The sequence below is a fragment of the Dyella sp. LX-66 genome (genome assembly GCF_018599165.1).
GTDB classification, from domain to species: domain Bacteria; phylum Pseudomonadota; class Gammaproteobacteria; order Xanthomonadales; family Rhodanobacteraceae; genus Dyella_D; species Dyella_D marensis.
Genome location: NZ_JAHFVJ010000021.1, coordinates 1 through 18,521 on the forward strand (window position 1 = coordinate 1; position 18,521 = coordinate 18,521).

Annotated in this window: 14 protein-coding genes and 1 riboswitch; of the genes, 9 read left to right on the top strand and 5 right to left on the bottom strand. The window is 67.0% G+C overall.

Features of this window, described 5'->3' with window-relative positions:
* Positions 1-364 precede the first annotated feature (364 nt).
* The 4 genes from KK141_RS22170 to KK141_RS22185 form a co-directional block, all read right to left on the bottom strand.
* The gene (locus tag KK141_RS22170) at positions 365-1,216 is read right to left on the bottom strand and encodes a sigma-70 family RNA polymerase sigma factor (protein ID WP_214573124.1); all 852 of its coding nucleotides are present in this window, start codon (positions 1,214-1,216) and stop codon (positions 365-367) included.
* Complete coding sequence (locus tag KK141_RS22175; protein WP_214573125.1) at positions 1,216-1,707, bottom strand: carboxymuconolactone decarboxylase family protein; 492 nt, start codon at positions 1,705-1,707, stop codon at positions 1,216-1,218. Before KK141_RS22175 ends, KK141_RS22170 begins: the two co-directional genes overlap by 1 nt.
* A gap of 68 nt (positions 1,708-1,775) precedes the next feature.
* Positions 1,776-2,201, bottom strand: a complete 426-nt coding sequence (locus tag KK141_RS22180) for an addiction module antidote protein (RefSeq protein WP_214573126.1) — start codon at positions 2,199-2,201, stop codon at positions 1,776-1,778.
* A 17-nt stretch (positions 2,202-2,218) separates the two neighbouring features.
* A complete protein-coding gene (locus tag KK141_RS22185; protein WP_214573127.1) occupies positions 2,219-2,509 on the bottom strand; it encodes a type II toxin-antitoxin system RelE/ParE family toxin in 291 nt (96 codons plus the stop codon).
* 314 nt (positions 2,510-2,823) lie between these two features.
* Between KK141_RS22185 and KK141_RS22190 the strand changes: the two genes are divergently transcribed.
* The 4 genes from KK141_RS22190 (at position 2,824) to KK141_RS22205 (ending at position 6,916) form a co-directional block, all read left to right on the top strand.
* Positions 2,824-3,114, top strand: coding sequence for a hypothetical protein (locus KK141_RS22190; RefSeq protein WP_214573128.1), 291 nt, complete (start codon positions 2,824-2,826; stop codon positions 3,112-3,114).
* Between the two features lie 41 nt (positions 3,115-3,155).
* On the top strand, positions 3,156-4,211 hold the full coding sequence (locus KK141_RS22195) for an alpha/beta hydrolase (protein ID WP_214573129.1): 1,056 nt from the start codon (positions 3,156-3,158) through the stop codon (positions 4,209-4,211).
* 26 nt (positions 4,212-4,237) lie between these two features.
* Positions 4,238-4,747: a cytochrome P460 family protein gene (locus KK141_RS22200; RefSeq protein WP_214573130.1), complete on the top strand. Its 510-nt coding sequence runs from the start codon at positions 4,238-4,240 to the stop codon at positions 4,745-4,747.
* Between the two features lie 117 nt (positions 4,748-4,864).
* Positions 4,865-6,916, top strand: a complete 2,052-nt coding sequence (locus tag KK141_RS22205) for an RICIN domain-containing protein (RefSeq protein ID WP_214573131.1) — start codon at positions 4,865-4,867, stop codon at positions 6,914-6,916.
* Positions 6,917-6,932: 16 nt separating this feature from the next.
* On the opposite strand, the gene KK141_RS22210 is transcribed toward KK141_RS22205, so the two are convergent.
* The gene (locus KK141_RS22210; protein WP_214573132.1) at positions 6,933-7,895 is read right to left on the bottom strand and encodes an ornithine cyclodeaminase family protein; all 963 of its coding nucleotides are present in this window, start codon (positions 7,893-7,895) and stop codon (positions 6,933-6,935) included.
* Between the two features lie 416 nt (positions 7,896-8,311).
* Between KK141_RS22210 and KK141_RS22215 the strand changes: the two genes are divergently transcribed.
* The 5 genes from KK141_RS22215 to KK141_RS22235 all read left to right on the top strand — a co-directional run bounded on the left by KK141_RS22215 (position 8,312) and on the right by KK141_RS22235 (position 18,484).
* Positions 8,312-10,381, top strand: coding sequence for a hypothetical protein (locus KK141_RS22215; RefSeq protein ID WP_214573133.1), 2,070 nt, complete (start codon positions 8,312-8,314; stop codon positions 10,379-10,381).
* An 82-nt stretch (positions 10,382-10,463) separates the two neighbouring features.
* A riboswitch (cobalamin riboswitch) is annotated at positions 10,464-10,697 on the top strand.
* 199 nt (positions 10,698-10,896) lie between these two features.
* Positions 10,897-13,188: a 5-methyltetrahydropteroyltriglutamate--homocysteine S-methyltransferase gene (gene metE, locus KK141_RS22220; protein ID WP_214573134.1), complete on the top strand. Its 2,292-nt coding sequence runs from the start codon at positions 10,897-10,899 to the stop codon at positions 13,186-13,188.
* Between the two features lie 391 nt (positions 13,189-13,579).
* Positions 13,580-14,446 (top strand): DMT family transporter, encoded by an 867-nt coding sequence (locus KK141_RS22225; RefSeq protein WP_214573135.1) that lies wholly within the window; start codon positions 13,580-13,582, stop codon positions 14,444-14,446.
* A gap of 89 nt (positions 14,447-14,535) precedes the next feature.
* A complete protein-coding gene (locus KK141_RS22230; RefSeq protein ID WP_214573136.1) occupies positions 14,536-17,256 on the top strand; it encodes a TonB-dependent receptor in 2,721 nt (906 codons plus the stop codon).
* Positions 17,246-18,484 carry a phosphodiester glycosidase family protein gene (locus KK141_RS22235; RefSeq protein ID WP_214573137.1) on the top strand — a complete coding sequence of 413 codons (1,239 nt, stop codon included), beginning with the start codon at positions 17,246-17,248 and terminating at the stop codon, positions 18,482-18,484. The genes KK141_RS22230 and KK141_RS22235 overlap by 11 nt, the downstream gene beginning before the upstream one ends.
* The last annotated feature ends 37 nt before the right edge of the window (positions 18,485-18,521 follow it).

Sequence of the window (18,521 nt, forward strand, 5' to 3'; positions counted from 1 at the left end):
CAGGAACGAAGAGCAGAAGCTGGCACCAGTCCTTGAACATCCTCTTCGCCACGGCACGTTGAAGCACCCGCTACGTAAACGCACCGTCGTTTCGTATAGACCCAGGTCAATCAAGTTACCGCAGCCGCCCACCGCTCCTTCTAGTCGCGTCGCGAGCCTTTGACTTGAGGCCATTTCTTTTGGGTTACTTTTTCTTTGGGCCAGCAAAGAAAAAGTGACTCGGGCGCCGGCAGGCGCACGAAATGCCCGCTGCATAAGCGGCCCAATCGCGGCACCGCGACAATCAAGCGAGACAGTCACTGGATCCCAGCTTCCGCCGGGATGACGAGCAAACCGGCCCACGCCGGAATAACAAGCGTCAGCGTCAATGAAGATGCCGCAACTTCTCCGGATTGCGCATCACATAGATCGCCGCCACGCGCCCCCCCTCCACCAACAAAGCCGTCGTCTGCAACTCCCCGTCCGCCTCCAGCGTGACAAACCCCGGCAACCCATTGACGAACCCCAGACGCAGCAAGCGCGACGGCCGCTCGTGCAGAAACGCGGCAATGCGCTCATAGATGGCGAGCACCGCCGCGCACCCAAGCGCCGGCTCCACGAACGCGGGACGCTTCCCGCCCCCATCCGCGTAAGCGCGCACATCCTCGGTCAGCAGGGCGCCCAGCGCCCGCACGTCGCCGCTGCGCGTGGCCTGGAAGAACGCCTCCGCCAGTTCCAGCGCACGCTGCCGCTCCACCTTGAAGCGAGGCCTGGCCTCGCGCACATGCACGCGCGCCCGCGTGGCCAGCTGGCGGCAGGCTGCGGCGTCACGCTGGATCGCTTCGGCGATCTCCGTGAACTCCAGGCCGAACACGTCGTGCAGCAGGAAAGCCGCGCGCTCCAGCGGCGACAGGCACTCCAGCGCCCGCATCAGTGGCAGGGTGACGTCTTCGACGGCGTCTTCTTCGACCACGGGATCGGGCAGCCATGGCCCGATATAGGTCTCGCGCTGGCGGTGCGCGGACTTCAGCAGATCCAGGCACAGGCGCGTGACGGTGCGGCAGAGGTAGGCCTCCGGCTCGCGCACGTCTTCGCGGTCGGCCTTCATCCAGCGGATGAAGGCCTCCTGCACCACGTCCTCGGCGTCCGGCACGGAGCCGAGCATGTGATAGGCCACGCGCAGCAGCTTCGGGCGCAGGGGCTCGAAGCTGCTGGAGGCTTGTGGCGCCTCGTCCATCACGCGGCGGCCGCGGCGCGTGCGGATGCCTTGACCTCGGCTGCCTCGGCGAACACGCCGAAGCCGACCGCGAGGCGGTTCCAGCCGCCGATGATGTTGATCGTCACGCTGAGCTTCACCTGTTCCTCCTCGGTGAAATGCTGCTTGAGCGATGCGTACGCCGCTTCGTGGTCGGCGCCTTCGGACAGCCGCGCCAGCGCCTCGGCCCAGCCCAGCGCCGCGCGCTCGCGCTCGGTGTAGCAAGGCGCTTCGCGCCAGGTGGAGAGCAGGAACAGGCGCTGGTCGCTCTCGCCGTGCTCGCGCGCTTCGGCCAGATGCAGGTTGAGGCAGTGCGCGCAGCCGTTGATCTGCGAGACGCGGATCTGCACGAGCTCGGACAGGCCGGGCTCCAGCCCGGCGGACGCGGCCAGCGCGATCATGGCCTTCTGGTATTCCTTCAGCAGCACCGGCGCGGCGGTGACGAGGTTGAGCCTGGGGGTCTTGCTGGACATGGGCGGGGTCTCCTGTGTTGGTCCCGATGCAAGGACGAGACAGGAACCGCCGGCGTGACATGCGGCCGCTAGCGGGTGGTCCGCTTCCTCGCTGCCTTGGCGGCCACCGGTTTGGCCGGCTTGGCGGGCTTGGCCTTGCGCGTGCGCGCGGCATCTTGCTTCGCCGCCACCTTCTGCGCCGGTGCGGCCTTCCTGGCGGCGGCCGCCTTTCTTGCCGGCACGGCCTGAAGCTTGACGCCGAGCGCGCCGAGCAGCTTCGTGACCGTGGCGAAGCCCGGACGCGCGCCGGGCTTGATGGTCTTGTAGAGACTCTCGCGGCCGAGGCCGCTGTCCTGGGACACCTGGGTCATGCTGCGCGCCTTGACCACGTCGGCGACCGCCAGCAGGAACACGTTGGGATCGCCGTCTTCCAGGGCATCCTGCAGATAGGCCGCGATCACCTCCTCGTTGTCGAGATAGTCGGCGGCGTCGAATTCTTTGACCTTGGTGTTCATGGTGCTGTCTCCCGCATTCATGTGATGGCTGCCCACAAGGCTTTGGCGCGCTCGATATCCGTGGACTGGGATGTCTTGTCTCCGCCGTGAAGCAGCAGATAGACCGTCTTCCCTGCCCTGGCGAAATAGACCCGGTAGCCCGGGCCCGTATCGATGCGCAGCTCGCCGATGCCGCCGACATACTTCACGTCGCCGAAGTGGCCGAGCCTCGCCCTGGTGATGCGGCCGAGGATCCTGGCGCGGCCGGAAAGATCCTTCAGCCCGGCGATCCATTGAGCGAACACTTCCGTCTGCTTGATTTCGCTCATGACCAATGTATCCGATAGGATACGACACCGCAAGGCGTCGATGGAATAGGACGTGGATGAATCCGGCGCCGCAGCGCGCTGCGATTCATGCATGGCCTGCAGCAAGGATAGGAAAGTTTGCGGCGGGAGTGGTCTGAATCTGCTTGCGCGCCGGAACCGGAACCCGCTTTGTATCGAAATGTATCCAGGGCGGGCCGGGACACGTTTCAACGCCATCGCGCACGGCGCAGGACACATCGCAGATACGCCGGGGACGTCTACTGCACACGTCGGCTGAGTCCCAGCCATCGCGTCCATCCTGCAGGAGTCCCGCCATGCGTTCTTCCATCCTCTCCCTCTCCTTCCGCTTCGCTGCCATCGCACTGGCCATCGGACTGGCCGGCGCAGCCCATGCCGCTGCCGTGTCGAATCCGCCAGCAACGGCCGCAGCGCAGGACGGCCAGCGCATCGCGCCGGACGACACTGCCAGCAAGGTGGACCGCAACGTCGACTATCCCTCTCAGCTGGGTCCGGAAGGCCCGCGCCCGGGCGACACCGCCAGCGCTGCGGCTGCGCAGTGGATGCCGAACGGCGCCGCCTTCACGCAGCAACCCGCAGCCCGCTGATCACCCCACCGTTTACGGCCCATCCATCCAAGGAGATTTCCATGTCCGCTTCGATCGATCAGCAACGCCGCAAGTTTCTCGGCGCAGCCGCGCTGGGCCTGGCCGCCGCACCCTTCGCCGGCTCGGCGTTCGCTGCGTTGTCCTCACCTGCCGGTGCCGCAGGCGAGCTGGCGAACAAGCATGCCGCCGCCGGCCGCACCTCCTTCGCCCGCATGAAGCGCATCCGCGCCGGCGTGCTCGACGTGGCCTACGCCGAGGACGGTCCCGCCGACGGCACGCCGGTACTGCTGCTGCACGGCTGGCCGTACGACATCTACAGCTACGCCGACGTCGCCCCCATCCTCGCCGCCGCCGGCTACCGCGTGATCGTTCCCTACCTGCGCGGCTACGGCGACACGCGCTTCATCTCCGCCGATACGCCGCGCAACGGCCAGCAGGCCGCGCTGGCCGCCGACGGGCTGGCCCTGCTCGATGCGCTGAACATCAGGCAGGCCATCGTCGCCGGCTACGACTGGGGCGCGCGCACCGCCGACATCATGGCCGCGCTGTGGCCGGAGCGCTGCAAGGCGCTGGTTTCGGTCAGCGGCTATCTGATCGGCAGCCAGGCGCTCAACCACAACCCGCTGCCGCCCAAGGCCGAGCAGCAGTGGTGGTACCAGTTCTACTTCACCACCGAACGCGGCGCCGCGGGCTATGCCAAGTACACGCACGACTTCGCCCGGCTGATCTGGGAAACCGCCTCGCCGCAGTGGGCCTTCGACGACGCCACCTTCGCGCGCTCCGCGGCTGCGCTGGACAACCCCGACCACGTGGCGATCACCCTGCACAACTACCGCTGGCGCCTGGGCCTGGCCGAAGGCGAGGCGCACTACGACGCACTGGAAAAGACGCTCGCCGAGCTGCCGCCGATCACCGTGCCCGCCATCACGCTGGAAGGCGATGCCAACGGCGCGCCGCATCCGGAACCGGCCGCCTACGCCAAGCGTTTCACCGGTAAGTACCAGCACCGCACCATCACCGGCGGCATCGGCCACAACCTGCCGCAGGAAGCACCGCAGGCGTTTGCCCAAGCCGTGCTCGACGTCGCGCGCTTCTGATCCGCCATCACGAAGGAATCGCCACCATGAACACCTTGCACGCCCTCGCCTGCATGGGCGCACTGCTGGCCGCCGGCGCCTTCGTCGCCGCGCATCCGGATACGCGCAAGCCTTCGCCCGCGGCGTCGCCGATCTACGGCGTCACCCTGCCCGAGGGTTACCGACAGTGGGAGCTGATCGCTCCCGCGCTGGAAGCGGCGCCGCTCGATGAGATTCGCGCGGTGCTGGGCAACCAGACCGCCGTCGACGCTTACCGCCGCGGTGCGCAGCCCTTCCCGGACGGCACCGTGCTGGTCAAGCTTGCCTGGAAGCAACAGCGTTCCACTGAGTTCGCGAGCGCCACCGTGCCGGGCGCGCCGACCACCGTGCAGGTGATGGTGAAGGACTCGAAGAAATACGCAGCCACCGGCGGCTGGGGCTACGGACGCTTCGTCGACGGCAAGCCGGTGGACGAGGCGCAGCACCGCACCTGTTTTGCCTGCCACGAGGCGCGGGCCAAGACGCACGACGATGTATTCACCCGCTATGCGCCTTGAGCACGGCACGGCGGGAAAAGCATGCCGCGCCATGCGGCAAAGGCCGGGCAACGGGGCAAGGCTTTCTGGCTACATGGGAATTGCCGGGTAAGCGGCCAGGACGCAGGCTGAAGGCCCATGGACGCAAGCCAGCGCCGTCCTCCGCCCACCACCTTGGGAAGCCTGCCCATGCGCGGATACCGCCTCAGCCTGATGCTCGTCGCCTGCACCTGCGGAGCGGGAGCTGCGCATGCGGGACAGATCTTCCATCCCGATCCGCAGGCAGCGGCCCGCCAGCCGCCTTCGTTGAAACCGAAGCCGCGCACGGCGGCCTTCGATCCCCTGCCGCTGAGCCCCGGCCCGGCGCTCGTGGAGCTCAGCGACATCTATGCCTTGCTCACGACCGCGCCGGCGGATGCGGTTCGCGCGCGAATGGCCAGGCGCGCGGTCGACAGCTCGCGTACCGTCCCGGCCATCGAGAGTGAGCTGGACGTCGCCCTGGTCGATGCGCGGCGGCTCGGCGATCCCAAGGTGCGCGATGAGACGCTTGCCCTGTTCGACGCCGGCATGCCCGTCGCGGTTTTCACGCCACCGGCGACAGCTGCAACGGAACGAAGCCACGCTGCCGGCTTGTTCGGCATCGCCTCGGAAGCCGATCTGGCCATTTATGCGAAGAAGCCCGAGCGTGGCATGCGGGTGTTCTCCACGCATGTCGACGCGCGCCCGGAGCTGGCTCCCAAAGCCGCCAGGATCCAGCGCTTCGAGCAGACCGTCGCCGAATACCTGGCCTCCATAGCCGATCCGCGCGCAAACGCCACACCGCTGCGGCAACTCCGCCATGCCGGCAGTCCGGGCCACCCCGACCATCTGCCGATCATCGAACTGACCGACACCACGTTCGGCGACAACGGCCAGTACCTGACCCGCGACGTCGCGGTGATCCGCGACTCGGCGGCGAGCAGGGACCAGTTCCAGGTCACCGTAAAAACCTCGGGGCTGATCCAGGGCGGCAGCGACAAGGTTTCGCAGCAGTGCCATGCGGCGGTGCGGAAATGCGCGTTCACCTCAGCCTATATGGTGCACGTGCTGCTCGACTACGGCAGCCATGCGCAGCCGGCCATGCTGCAGGCCTTCCCGGAAACCACCGGCCTGACCAGCATCAGCCATAACCAGAATCTGTCCAGGACCACCAGCTACGGATTCAACCTGGACGTCGCCGCCGAAGCCGCGCTGTCGGCCACGCCCGGCGCAACCATCAAGACCAGCTTCGGCTACAGGCATGGCAAGGAACACGCGAAGTCGACCGCGATGAGCTTCGAGGTGAAGGACTATGCCACCGTGCAAGAAGCCACGCGGCTGCCGGAGAACAACGTCCTGCAGAACACCTGGTCGTACCGGATCGAAGAGAAGGCAATCCAGGCCCTGGTCAGCGATGGCACCACCACACCCGCGATGCGGCAGTTCGCGCCGCAGTCCTACAGCCTGTGGACGCTGAGCGCGGCACGCGCGAAAGGCGAGATCCGGATTTTCGCGAAAACCTCCGTGTACCAGCGCAATCTGCACGCGTTTTCCTCGGTGCATGCCTTCAGGGTGTCGGCACCGGCCCTGCGTATCGATCTCGACTCGCCGTACCTGCACCGCGAACCGGTGGTGATCCTGCAATCCAAGGAGAACGCCGGCCGCTGCCTGGTCAACGACGGCAACGGCGCGGCACTGCCCGGCGCATGCAGCCGCGCTCCCGCCGACAAGGCCGGACAGTGGTACCTCGATGCCTTCGACCGCTATGTGAGCCGCCTCGACCAGCGCTGCCTGACGGTGCACGAACAGGGCGAGCTCCAGGTGGGACTGGCCGACTGCGGCGACGGTGAGCACCAGAAATGGTACTGGGCGGCAGACCGCATCAACTCCAAGTACAACGGCGGCGACAGCGGATGGCGGCTGTTCGTCGACGGGGACACGGTGAACGCGCGCATCGATCCGCAACGGCAGCAGGTTCTCCCCAACAACCCCAACCACGCGCTGCTCGATCCCTGGTCCACCTATCCCGGCACACCCGTCGCCGGCGCGACCATCGCAACGCTCAGCGGCGTCCAGCCGCAGGTGCCGGATGCGTGGGCCCGCTCCTATGGGGACGTCCCTTCGAACGAACGCTGGGAACCGGTGGCGTTGCGGCAATACAAAGAGCATTGATGCCCTGTGCGCAAGCTCAGGACTGGTAGTCGAACACGTACTCGTTCGCCGCGTGCTCGTACACATGCGCGGCGATGGCCAGATCGATCACCGCCAGCCCCACCGGCACCGCCAGCACGCGCTGCTTGCGGCGCCGGATGCCGCCCTGCGCGATCGCCTCGCCCAGCTCGACGCTGTCGAACAAGGACAGATCCACCGAGCTGGGCTCGCCCAACCGCTTCAGGGCCGCGCGGCGCTGGTCGTAGAGGATCAGGTCGATCTGGCCGAGGAAGCGCGTGCCCAGGTCCAGGAAACCGTTGGCGCCGACCACGCAGGCGCCTTCCTTCAGGCGCACGCCGTCGAGCAGGCCCTGGCGCGAACTGGTCGACACCAGAATGATGTCGGAGCAGGACAGCACGGCCGGACTGTCGGCCACCGGAAAGGCGATCGGCCGGTAGCGCTCCGCGAACTGGCGGGCGAAGCGCCGCGTGCGTTCGCGGCTCCTGCCGATGACGTGCACCGTGGTCAGGCGCGGCATCCTCGGCAGCAGATATTCCAGTGCATGGAAGTTGTTCTCGCCCGGACCGATCACCGTCAGCACGCGGCTGTTGCGGTCGGCGGCGTAGTACGCGCACATGCCGGTGGTGATGCCGGTGCGCCAGCTGTTGATGTAGCCGCCATCCATCACCGCCAGCGGATAGCCGTTGTCCGGATCGTTGAGCACGATCATGCCCATCGCGGCGGGCATGCCCCGGGTCGAGTTGTCCGGACTGACGCTGGCCCACTTGATGCCGACATAGCCCTTCAGCGGAAGGTAGGCCGGCATGCTGTTGATGAACTGCAGCTTGTGAGGATCCTGCCCGAGGCGCAGGGAGAATTTCGGATGATTCTCGATGCTTCCGTCAGAAATCCCCGCGTAGATTTCCTCAAGAATTTCGACCGCCATGTCATGGATCATGGCCTTGCGCACCGCGCTCCGATTGATATGTCGCGTTGCCATCACGGGTAGTACTCCTATCTCCATCTAGCCGATGGTCCGAACATACGGACAATGCAAGCCGATAGGCAGCTTGATCATTCCTAGCGGATATCTCCTAAATTCTGGCTATCCAACGCATGGAGCAGCTCTGCGCGCTCATCGCCTCGCGCGCGGAAATCCCATGCCTCATTCGATCGATCGCGATTTTTTGTCAGCCGTGCTGGAGCTCGCTGTGTGGATCATTCCGTAGGATTTCTATGGGCTGACCGGATAGCCGCTTAGTGAGAAATCCATCGCAAATCGACGCAGATGCTGTCCGAGCGGCCTCCAGAAACCCGGTGAAGAAAGCGACCTCTGGACACTTTCAGACGGATCGCAGGTGCATTGGACGATAAGCAAGTTCCATCGGGACGAATAAGCATAGAGCGACGGCAGGCATGCCGGGCAGGCTGAAAAAGCAAAGACCACGACCAACGGTCTCTGCACCAACTCAAGGAAACCAAGCCATGCTCAAACTTCGCCTGCCCGCGATGATCGCCACATGTACGCTCGGCGCCGTCTCCCTCCATGCCGGAGCGCAATCGCCGCCCGCGCACCATCCCCAAGCCATCTCCGCCGACCTGGCTCCGCTGGCCAGCCGTCCCGCCATCGTCGACCTCTCCGAGGTCTATGCCTTGCTCACGCCCGCCTCGAAGCCGATGACACGGTCGCTGCTGGCCAGGCGCTCGATCGACGGTTTCCATGCCACGCCGCCCAGCCATGGCCTGCTCGATGTCGCCCTCATCGATGCCAGAGCGCTGGAGGATGACAAGGCCTTGAATGAAACCGGCGCCCTGTTCGATGCCGGCTTGCCGGTCGCCGTCTTCATTCCCGCGGGAACCTCCGCCGCTGCGCGTGGCAAGGTCGCCAGGCTGTTCGGTGCGGCATCCGAAGCGGACCTCGCCATCTATGCCAGGAAACCGGGCGGCGTACGCGTGTTCTCCACCGACGTCGACCGGAGCCTCGCCTATGCCGACACGGCGGCGCGCGTGCGGCATTTCCAGCAGGCCGTGGCGGACCACCTCGCCGCCATCGAACGCGGCGGCAAGCTTCCCGCGCTGGAATCGCGCCAAGCCAGGCAAGCCACCGGCAGCGGCAGTAGCAGTAGCAGCCCCGATCATCTGCCTATCGTCGAGTTCACCGACACCACGTTCGGCAGCGGCGGGCAGTCGCTGACGCGCGAAATCACGGTGATCCGCGACTCCACGGCGAGCAAGGACCAGTTCAACGTGATCCTGAAAACGTCGGGGCTGATCAAAGGCGGTGCAGACGCGGCTCCGCAATGCCGCCCCGTCGCCTGCAGCGGATACACGGAGTACTACATCGTCGACGCCATGCTCGATTACGGCAAGAACGCCCAGCCCACCGTGGCGCGCACTCTTCCGGAAACCACCAGCCTGACCGATCTCACCTACAACCACACCGAATCGGAGACCACCAGTTTCGGCTTCAACCTGGGCGCTGACGCGGAGAAGGCTTTGGCGGGCAATCCGGCGGCAGCGATCAAGCCGAGCTTCGGTTTCAATTTCGGCAAGAGCTACACCAAGTCCACATCGATCACGTTCACCGTCAAGGATTACTCCACGGCGGTGGAATCCAGGCACGAGGAACCCAACTACTACCCGTGCAACAACTGCGTTCGCCCGCCCGGCGTGCGCAACACCTGGAAGTATCAGATCTCGCAGGAAATACTGAAGCGCTTCCGGGACGACCGCACGATGACGCCGGCCATGAAGCAGTTTGCGCCGCAGTCCTACAGCTCATGGACCTTCAAGGTGTCGGGCGGCAAGCATCCGATCAAGCTCGCCGCGACCTCGTCCGTGGTGCAGAGGAATGGCCTTGGCCGATCCTCCGGCCCGGTGGTCCGCGTGAAGACCAGCGCGATGACCATCGACCTCGACTCGCCCTACCTGCACCGCGAACCGGTGGTCATCCTGCAGTCCAAGGAGAACGCCGGCCGATGTCTCATCAACGATGGCCGCGGCGCGGCAACGCTCGGCACCTGCAGCAGGGACGTCAACCGCCGTGCGGGACAGTGGTACCTCGACAGCTTCGACCGCTATGTCAGCCGCCTGGACGGACGCTGTCTTGCCGTCAACGCGCGCGCCACTCGCCAGGTGGACGTGGTGGCGTGCAACGACGGCAGTGCGCAGAAATGGTATTGGGCCGCCGACCGCATCCACTCCAAGCTCAACGGCGGCGACAGCGGATGGCGGCTGTTCGTCGACGGCAATGCGGTGAAGGCGCGCATCGATCCGAAGCGGCAACAGGTGATTCCCAACAATCCCAACCAGGTGCTGCTCCATCCCTGGTCCACTTACCCGAGCGCGCCGATCGCCGGCGCCACCGTTCCCACCTTGGGCACGCCGCAGCCGCAGGTACCCGAAGCCTGGGTGCGGACCTTCAGGGACGTTCCCTCAACGGAACGCTGGGAGCCGGTCGCGCTGCGCCAGTACAAGGAAGGCTGAGTCCCATCGGAGCAGCCCGGCCCGGGCTGCTCCACTCCCGGCCTCACGCTGTGCCGCTTGACTAAACCCCTGCCCCGGCACTAATTTCCCCGCCGCTGGTGGTTTTCATCCTTTCATCGCGATGAAAGGATGCAATTAAAAGGGAAGCCGGTGCGGCCTTACGGCCAACTCCGGCGCTGCCCCGCAGCGGTGTGTGGAAACGACCCTCGTCATGAGCACTGGCCAGTGGACCGGCCGGGAAGCGGCGAGCACTAGGCGAGGCGTCCGCGCCTCTCGTCCACGAGCCCGAAGACCTGCCCCGGCCGGGAAGCGATGAGCTTTCTGTCTGACCTGGAGCTTCCGCGGGGAAGCGGCTGGGGCTGCGCGCCATCGCCATGCGATGGCCGTTCGCTCCTGCGCGACCCTGCGCCAGCCCGGTTCGCCCGCGGGGGCGAAGGTCGCGCGCATGTCCGCGGAAAGTTCGTGGCCATGCGCTTCCTTCGTTCCTCATTCACCACGAATCGAGGAAATGCAACATGACCACCGTTACCAATCTCGGCTTCCCGCGCATGGGTGCGCGGCGCGAGCTCAAGCAAGCCCTGGAAGCCTACTGGCGCGACGAAGCCTTGCGCCCGCAGCTGCTGGACACCGCCCGCCAGCTGCGCGAACGCCACTGGCAACTGCAGCGCGAGGCCGGCGCCCACGTGGTGCCGTGCAACGACTTCTCGCTGTACGACCACGTGCTCGACACGGCCTTCCTGCTCGACGCCATCCCCGAACGCTACCGCGCCCTGGCCGACGCAGACCCGCTGGCCGGCTATTTCGCCATGGCACGCGGCACGCAGCGCGCGGGCCTCGACCTGCACGCGCTGGAAATGACCAAATGGTTCGACACCAACTACCACTACATCGTCCCCGAACTGCATGCCGCGCAGACCTTCCGCCTGCGCGACGAGAAACCCGTGGTGCAGTTTCTGGAAGCAAAGGCGCTGGGCCATGAAGCGCGCCCGGTGCTGCTGGGCCCGGTGAGCTTCCTGCTGCTGTCCAAGACCGCCGACGGCAGCGACCGCCTGGCGCTGCTCGAACGCCTGCTGCCCGTCTACGCCGAACTGCTGGGCAGGCTGCGCGAAGCCGGCGCCGAATGGGTGCAGATCGACGAGCCCTGCCTGGTGCTCGATCTCGACGAAGACGATGCCGCGGCCTATCGCCAGGCCTATGCCGCACTCGCCGTAGCCGCGCGGCCGAAGCTGCTGCTGGCTACTTACTTCGGCGCCCTCGGCGACAACCTGCGGCTGGCGCAGGAACTGCCGGCCGACGGCCTGCACGTCGACCTGGTGCGCGCACCGGCCCAGCTCGACGCCGTGCTGGACACGCTGCCCGCCGAACGCGTGCTGTCGCTGGGCGTGGTCGATGGCCGCAACGTGTGGCGCGCGGACCTGGATCGCGCCATGGCCGTCACCCGCGTGGCGATCGAACGCCTGGGCAAGCAGCGCGTGTGGCTGGCGCCGTCCTGTTCGCTGCTGCACGTGCCGGTCGACGCCGCGCTGGAGAAATCGCTGCCGTCCGACGTGCATGCCTGGCTGGCCTTCGCGCGGCAGAAGCTGGAGGAACTGCGCACCGTGGCGGACATGTGCAAGGGCGTGGTCACCGCCTACCCCGCGCTGGAACGGGCGCGCGAGCTGATCGCCACGCGCCGGGCCTCGCCCAAGGTGCACCGCCTGCAGGTGGCGCAGCGCCTCGCCAACCTGGATGCCGCGGACGCGCACCGCCGCTCCACCTACGCCTTCCGCCGCGCGAAACAGCAGCAGCGCTTCGACCTGCCGCTGTTTCCCACTACCACAATCGGTTCCTTCCCGCAGACCCATGAAGTACGCGAGGCGCGCGCCCGCCACAAGTCCGGCCAGCTGTCCACCGCTGACTACGACGCGCTGATCGCCGCGCAGACAGCCGCCTGCGTGCGCTTCCAGGAGGAGATCGGCATCGACGTGCTGGTGCACGGCGAGTTCGAGCGCAACGACATGGTCGAGTACTTCGGCGAACAGCTCGACGGCTTCGTCTTCACCAAGCATGGCTGGGTGCAAAGTTATGGCTCGCGCTGCGTCAAGCCGCCGATCATCTACGGCGACGTGCAGCGGCCGGAGCCGATGACGGTGCGCTGGTCCACCTATGCGCAAACGCTGACCAAGCGGCCGATGAAGGGCATGCTGACCGGCCCCGTCACCGTGCTGCAGTGGTCCTTCGTGCGCGACGACCAGCCGCGCGCCACCACCTGCCGCCAGCTGGCGCTGGCCCTGCGCGACGAAGTGCTGGACCTGGAAGCGGCCGGCATCCGCATCATCCAGATCGACGAGCCCGCCCTGCGCGAAGGCCTGCCGCTGCGCCGCGCGGACTGGGCCGGCTACCTGGCCTGGGCGGTGGAGAGCTTTCGCCTCGCGGCGGCCGGCGTCGCCGACGACACGCAGATCCATACGCATATGTGCTACTCGGAGTTCAACGACATCATCGAGGCGGTGGCCGCGATGGATGCCGACGTGATCTCGATCGAAACCTCGCGCTCGCGCATGGAACTGCTCGATGCCTTCGTGCGCTTCCGCTATCCGAACGAGATCGGGCCCGGCGTGTACGACATCCATTCGCCGCGCGTGCCGGATGTGGCGGAGATGGTGGGGCTGCTGGAGAAGGCGAGCGAGGTGCTGAGTCCGGAGCAGTTGTGGGTGAATCCGGATTGCGGCTTGAAGACGCGTGGGTGGGATGAGACGCGCAAGGCGCTGGTGGCTTTGGTCGAAGCGGCGCGGGTGATGCGCGAGAGGGTGACCGCGGCGGTGTGACGTTCCGCTTTGCTCCCTCTCCCCTCCGGGGAGAGGGTTGGGGTGAGGGGCCGGGCGGAGCGGTGCGCTGAGGGTCGCGAAAGCCAAAAGCTTTTCTATGCTTCTTAGAGGCGCTACCGCAAGCACCCGCCCCTCATCTGCCTACCGGCATCTTCCTCGCTCCTCTACGCGAAGAGGGCACAGGGATGTGCCCGGTTTTGATGAGCGAGGAAAGCAGAGCACATCCATGTGCTCTCCCCGCGTGCTCCCCGGAGGGGAGAAGAGTTCCGTATCGCGACACTCCCCTTCAATTGCCCTCGCTTCGCCCCGATCCGCACACAGCATGGCCGCCGCCAGATCGCGCCCTGGGTTTATCGTCCCGCACTTGCACACAAGGATCGAAGGAACCCCGATGCAAACCACTTCCAAAGGCTGGGGCAGCGGCCTCCTCGGCGTCGTGATCTTCAGTGGCTCGCTACCGGCCACGCGCGTCGCGGTGATGGGCTTCTCGCCCTGGTTCCTCACCTCCGCACGCGCCGTGATCGCCGCCGCGCTCGGCCTGCTCCTGCTCGGCGCGCTGCGCGAAAAGCGCCCTTCCCGCAGCGACCTCGTCTCGCTCTCCATCGTCGCCATCGGCGTCGTGCTCGGCTTCCCGCTGCTCACCGCACTGGCCTTGCAGCACATCACCTCCGCGCAATCGATCATGTTCATCGGTCTGCTGCCGCTGTCCACCGCGGTCTTCGGCGTACTGCGCGGCGCCGAGCGGCCGCAGCCCGCGTTCTGGCTGTTCTCCGGACTGGGCAGCCTCGCCGTCGCCTCGTTCGCGCTGCTGCAGGGCGGCGCCATCTCGATCGAAGGCGCCCTGCTGATGGTGGGCGCGATCCTGCTGTGCGGCCTGGGCTATGCGGAAGGCGCCGCGCTGTCGCGCCGGCTCGGCGGCTGGCAGGTGATTTCCTGGGCCCTGGCCCTGGCCCTGGCGATGCCGGCGATGGCCGCCATCGCGGCGGCGACCTGGCCGGCCAGCTGGACGGGTATCGATGCGCCAGCCTGGATCGGCCTGGCCTACGTATCGGTCTTCAGCATGCTGGTCGGCTTCGTGTTCTGGTACCGCGGCCTGGCGCTGGGCGGCATCGCGGGCGTCGGCCAATTGCAGCTGCTGCAGCCGTTCTTCGGCCTGGCCCTGGCCGGCCTGCTGCTGCACGAACCGGTGGCATGGACGATGGTGCTGGTCACCGTGCTGGTGGTGCTCTGTGTCGCCGGCGCCAAGCGTTTCGCGTGAGCGATTTCGCCCACCGTCAAAATTAATTCACATAAAGTGACTAAATTGCCCGGCAACGCATGGACGGTCCATGCCGGGGAATCGCATTCATGGGCTTCAACGCAAGGCCCCGCCGCGCCAGCACGCGCCGCGGGCAGGTCTTCGCACTCACCGCGCTGGCGCTGGCCGTGGGCCAGGCCGGCGCACAGAGCGCGCCCACGCCGTCCAACGCGGTCGCGCTGGATGGGGTGAAAGTCACCGGCAAGGTGCTGTCCACCGAACAGGCCATGGCCGAGAAGCGCGCCGCGCCGGGCATCTCCGACGGCGTGTCCGCCGACGAGATCGGCTCGATCCCGGACTTCGGCCTGGGCGAGGCGGTGCAGCGCATCCCGGGCGTGGCGATGACCATCAACAACGGCCGCGGCGAGGCGCAGTTCCTCAATCTGCGCGGCCTCAATCCGGATTACAACGCGGTGACCGTGGACGGCGTCGCCCTGCCCTCCACCGAGACCACCTCGCGCAATGTCTCGCTGGACGTGCTGCCGTCTTCGCTGGCGCGGCAGGTCAGCATCTACAAGACGGTGACGCCCGATATGACGGGCAACGCGGTGGGCGGCATCACCAACCTGCGCACGCGCAGCGCCTTCGATGCGCCGGGGCTGTTCGCCGCCGGGCGCGCGGACCTGGCCCATTGGGACAACCAGCGCGTGGTGGCGGACTCCAAGCCCTCCGGCCAGCTCGAAGGCACCTTGAGCAACACCTTCGGTGCAGACCATCAGTTCGGCTTCGTGCTGTCGGGCAGCTACTTCCGGCGCGACTCCTCGTCGCTGGATACCGCGATGGACAGCGACGGCTACTACCGCTACACCGGCGGCACGCAGACGCTGTCCTCGCTGCGCCAGAACGCGGCCGGCACCGGCTCGACGCTCAAACCCTCGGACGATCTCGACGGCCTGGCCGCGGTGCCGGACCGCCAGCGCTGGCTCACCTACGACAACGTGCGCACGCGCCAGGCGCTGTTCGGCAAGTTCGAATACGACAACCACCAGAACCTGCAGGCGCATCTGACCGCCGGCTATTTCCAGCACGAGAACGACGAACAGCGACGCGCGCAGTTCCTCAACCGCGTCGGCCCCGCCACCTTCGATTCACCTGTCACTGGCAGCTTCGCCAAGGGCTCGGCGCAGGCGGACTACGACCATTACGACCAGGTGCGGCGCATCCAATACCTGGAACTGGGCGGCAGCTACGAACCGGCCGAGCGCAGCCAGCTCGACCTGGTGGCGAACTACGCCGCCGGCAGCTACCGGCAGTCGACCAAGGAAGACGTGTTTACCAGCGCGGCCTCGTCCAAACTGGGTTTTGCCTATCGCGCGGTACCGGGCGACGTCGCGCTGTTCTCGCCCGCCAATCCGGGCTACTTCCTTGACCCGGCCAACTACGCGCAGACCAGCTACCTGTCGCGCATGGAACGCAGCCGCTCCGGCCTGCTCACGCTCAAGGCCGACTTCACCCACAACCTGCAGGAAGACGCCAGCGGCTGGGGCTACAAGGCGGGCGTGGAACACCGCAACCTGCAGCAACGCTATGGCCTGGACGAAACCGGCTACGTGCCGACGCGCAATGTGTCGCTCGCGGCGATCGGCACCGAGGACACGCGCTTGCGTCCTTACGACGGCGCCGGCCAGAGCATGCTGCTGATCGACCCGGACAAGGTCGACGCCTATGTGGCCGCGCATCCGGATGCTTACGCGCTCGCCGCCACCAATGCGCGCAACAGCGCGATCGGCGATTTCAACATCAAGGAAGCGATCGACAGCGCCTACCTGATGGGCGGCTATCGCGACGATACCTGGACGGCGCTCGGCGGCCTGCGCTACGAGGATACGAAGCAGACCGTGCAGAACACCCTGCCCGCGCCGCTCAACAGCCTTACCCGGTTCGCCAGGCAAAGCGTCGAGCGCAGCTACGGCAAGCTGCTGCCTTCGGCCATCGCCACCTATCACCTGGCGCCGGACCTGCTGCTGCGCGCCGGCGCCAGCCAGACGCTGGGCCGCGCCACCTATGCCGCGCTGGCGCAGAACAGCACGCCCACCGTCAGCCCCGCCGCCGGCACCATCTCGCAGACGCTGGGCAACCCGCAGTTGCAGCCGCGCCAGTCGACCAATCTCGATCTGTCGCTGGAGTGGTATGCCACGCGCGATGCAATGGTGTCGCTGGCGCTGTTCCAGAAGGACATCAAGCACGAGATCGTCAACTTGAGCAGCACCACCATGCAGACCAACCCCGGCGGGCTGAGCGGCACCTGGCAGGTCACCACCACCCAGGCGCAGAACGCCAGCACCGCCAAGGTGCGCGGCCTGGAGCTGGGCCTGGCCGACCTGCATTTCGATTTCCTGCCCGCGCCGTTCGACCGCTTCGGCGCCACCTTCAATGCCACCCTGCTGGATATGGACGGCCCGGCCATCGCCATGAACGACGGCAGCCGCCGCACCCTGCCGATGCTGACCGGCGCCGCGCGCAGCCTGTTCAATGCCTCGCTGATGTACAGCGACGGCGCCTTCAGCGCGCAGCTCAGTGCCAACCGCACCGGCAAGATGCCGATCAGCTTCGCCACCGACAACTCCGCCAACGACGTGTACTACGCGCGCCTGCAGACCTACGACGCCCAGGTGCGCTACGCCGTCGACCGCCATCTGAGCTTCCTGGTGCAGGGCAAGAACCTGGCCAATGCGCGGCCCACGCGCGTGATCGGGCCGGGCCAGGCCCTGGTCAAGGAAGAGCTGGACAACGGCCGCGCCTATTTCCTGGGAGCCACCTATGCGTTCTGATGTCCGCCGCGCCTTTCTGGCTGCGTGTCTCGTAGCCGCCGCCGCGCAGGCCGACGACGCGGCGCCGCCGGCGACAGCCGTCATCCCGGTGATCGCCGACGCCACCTGCTGGAACGCACAACCGCACGACGTGCTGGCCGCCATCCGCCAATGCGCGCGCAAGGGTTTGCAATCGATGCTGCTGCCGGTGCGCCGTGGCCAGGATGGTGCGCTTCATGCGGCATCGAGCTATGCGAGCACGGCGTGCCAGCCCGGTGCCGATTGCGTGCCGCTTGCCGATGCGCTCGCGCTCAAACCGGCGCCTGCGCTGCTGCTGCAGACCTCGCCCGCGCTGCTGGACGACGTGCAGGCCGCCGTGCTGCAGGCGGATGCCGCCTCCCGCGTGCAGGTGCAGCCGATGCTGGAACGCCCCATCGGCGATGCCGCGCCCGACACCATCGCACCCGGCCTGAGCTATTGGCATGCCGCGCGCACCGCGCCGCGGCCGATGATGATCCACGTGCTGGAGATCGACCTCGCCACGCCGGGCCTGTCGTTCGTCGTCACACCGGGCGTGCCCACCAGCGGCAGCGAGTTCGTCGCCGAGAAGACCTCATCGTTCGCGCGCCGCGAACATCTCACGGCGGCCATCAACGCCACCTACTTCCTGCCCTTCGACGGCGGCCACCTGCTGGACAAACCCTATGTGCCCGCCGCCGGCCAGCCGGTGACGGTGGATGGCGTGTCCATCGCCCATGGCCATCTCGATTCCGGCTATGCCAGCGGCGACCCGCGCTCGAACGGCTCGCTGTGCATCCAGGGCCATCGCGTGTCGGTCGCGCTCGGCGCTTGTCCGTCCGGCACTACCGAAGCCGTCGGCGCCGGTCCGGTGCTGATGCTCGGCGGCAAGACCCTGCCGCTGGAACCGAAGCGCCGCGAGTACTACCTGGACACCGAACCGCGCAGCGCCATCGGCCTGGACAAGGCGCGCCGGCGCATGTGGTGGGTGGTGGTGGACGGCCGCCAGGCCGGCTACAGCGAAGGCATCACCCTGCCCGAACTCACCGCGCTGCTGCGCGAGCTGGGCGCGGATGCGGCGATGAACCTGGACGGCGGCGGCTCCGCCACCATGGTGCTGCGCCGCGACGGCGAGCCGGCCGTGGTCAACAGCCCGATCCATACCGGCATCCCCGGACGCGAACGCCCGGTGGGCAACCATCTGGGCCTGCGCATCGACGCGGCGCCATGAAGCGGCAACCGGCGGCGGGCAGGATGCTGCATTCCGT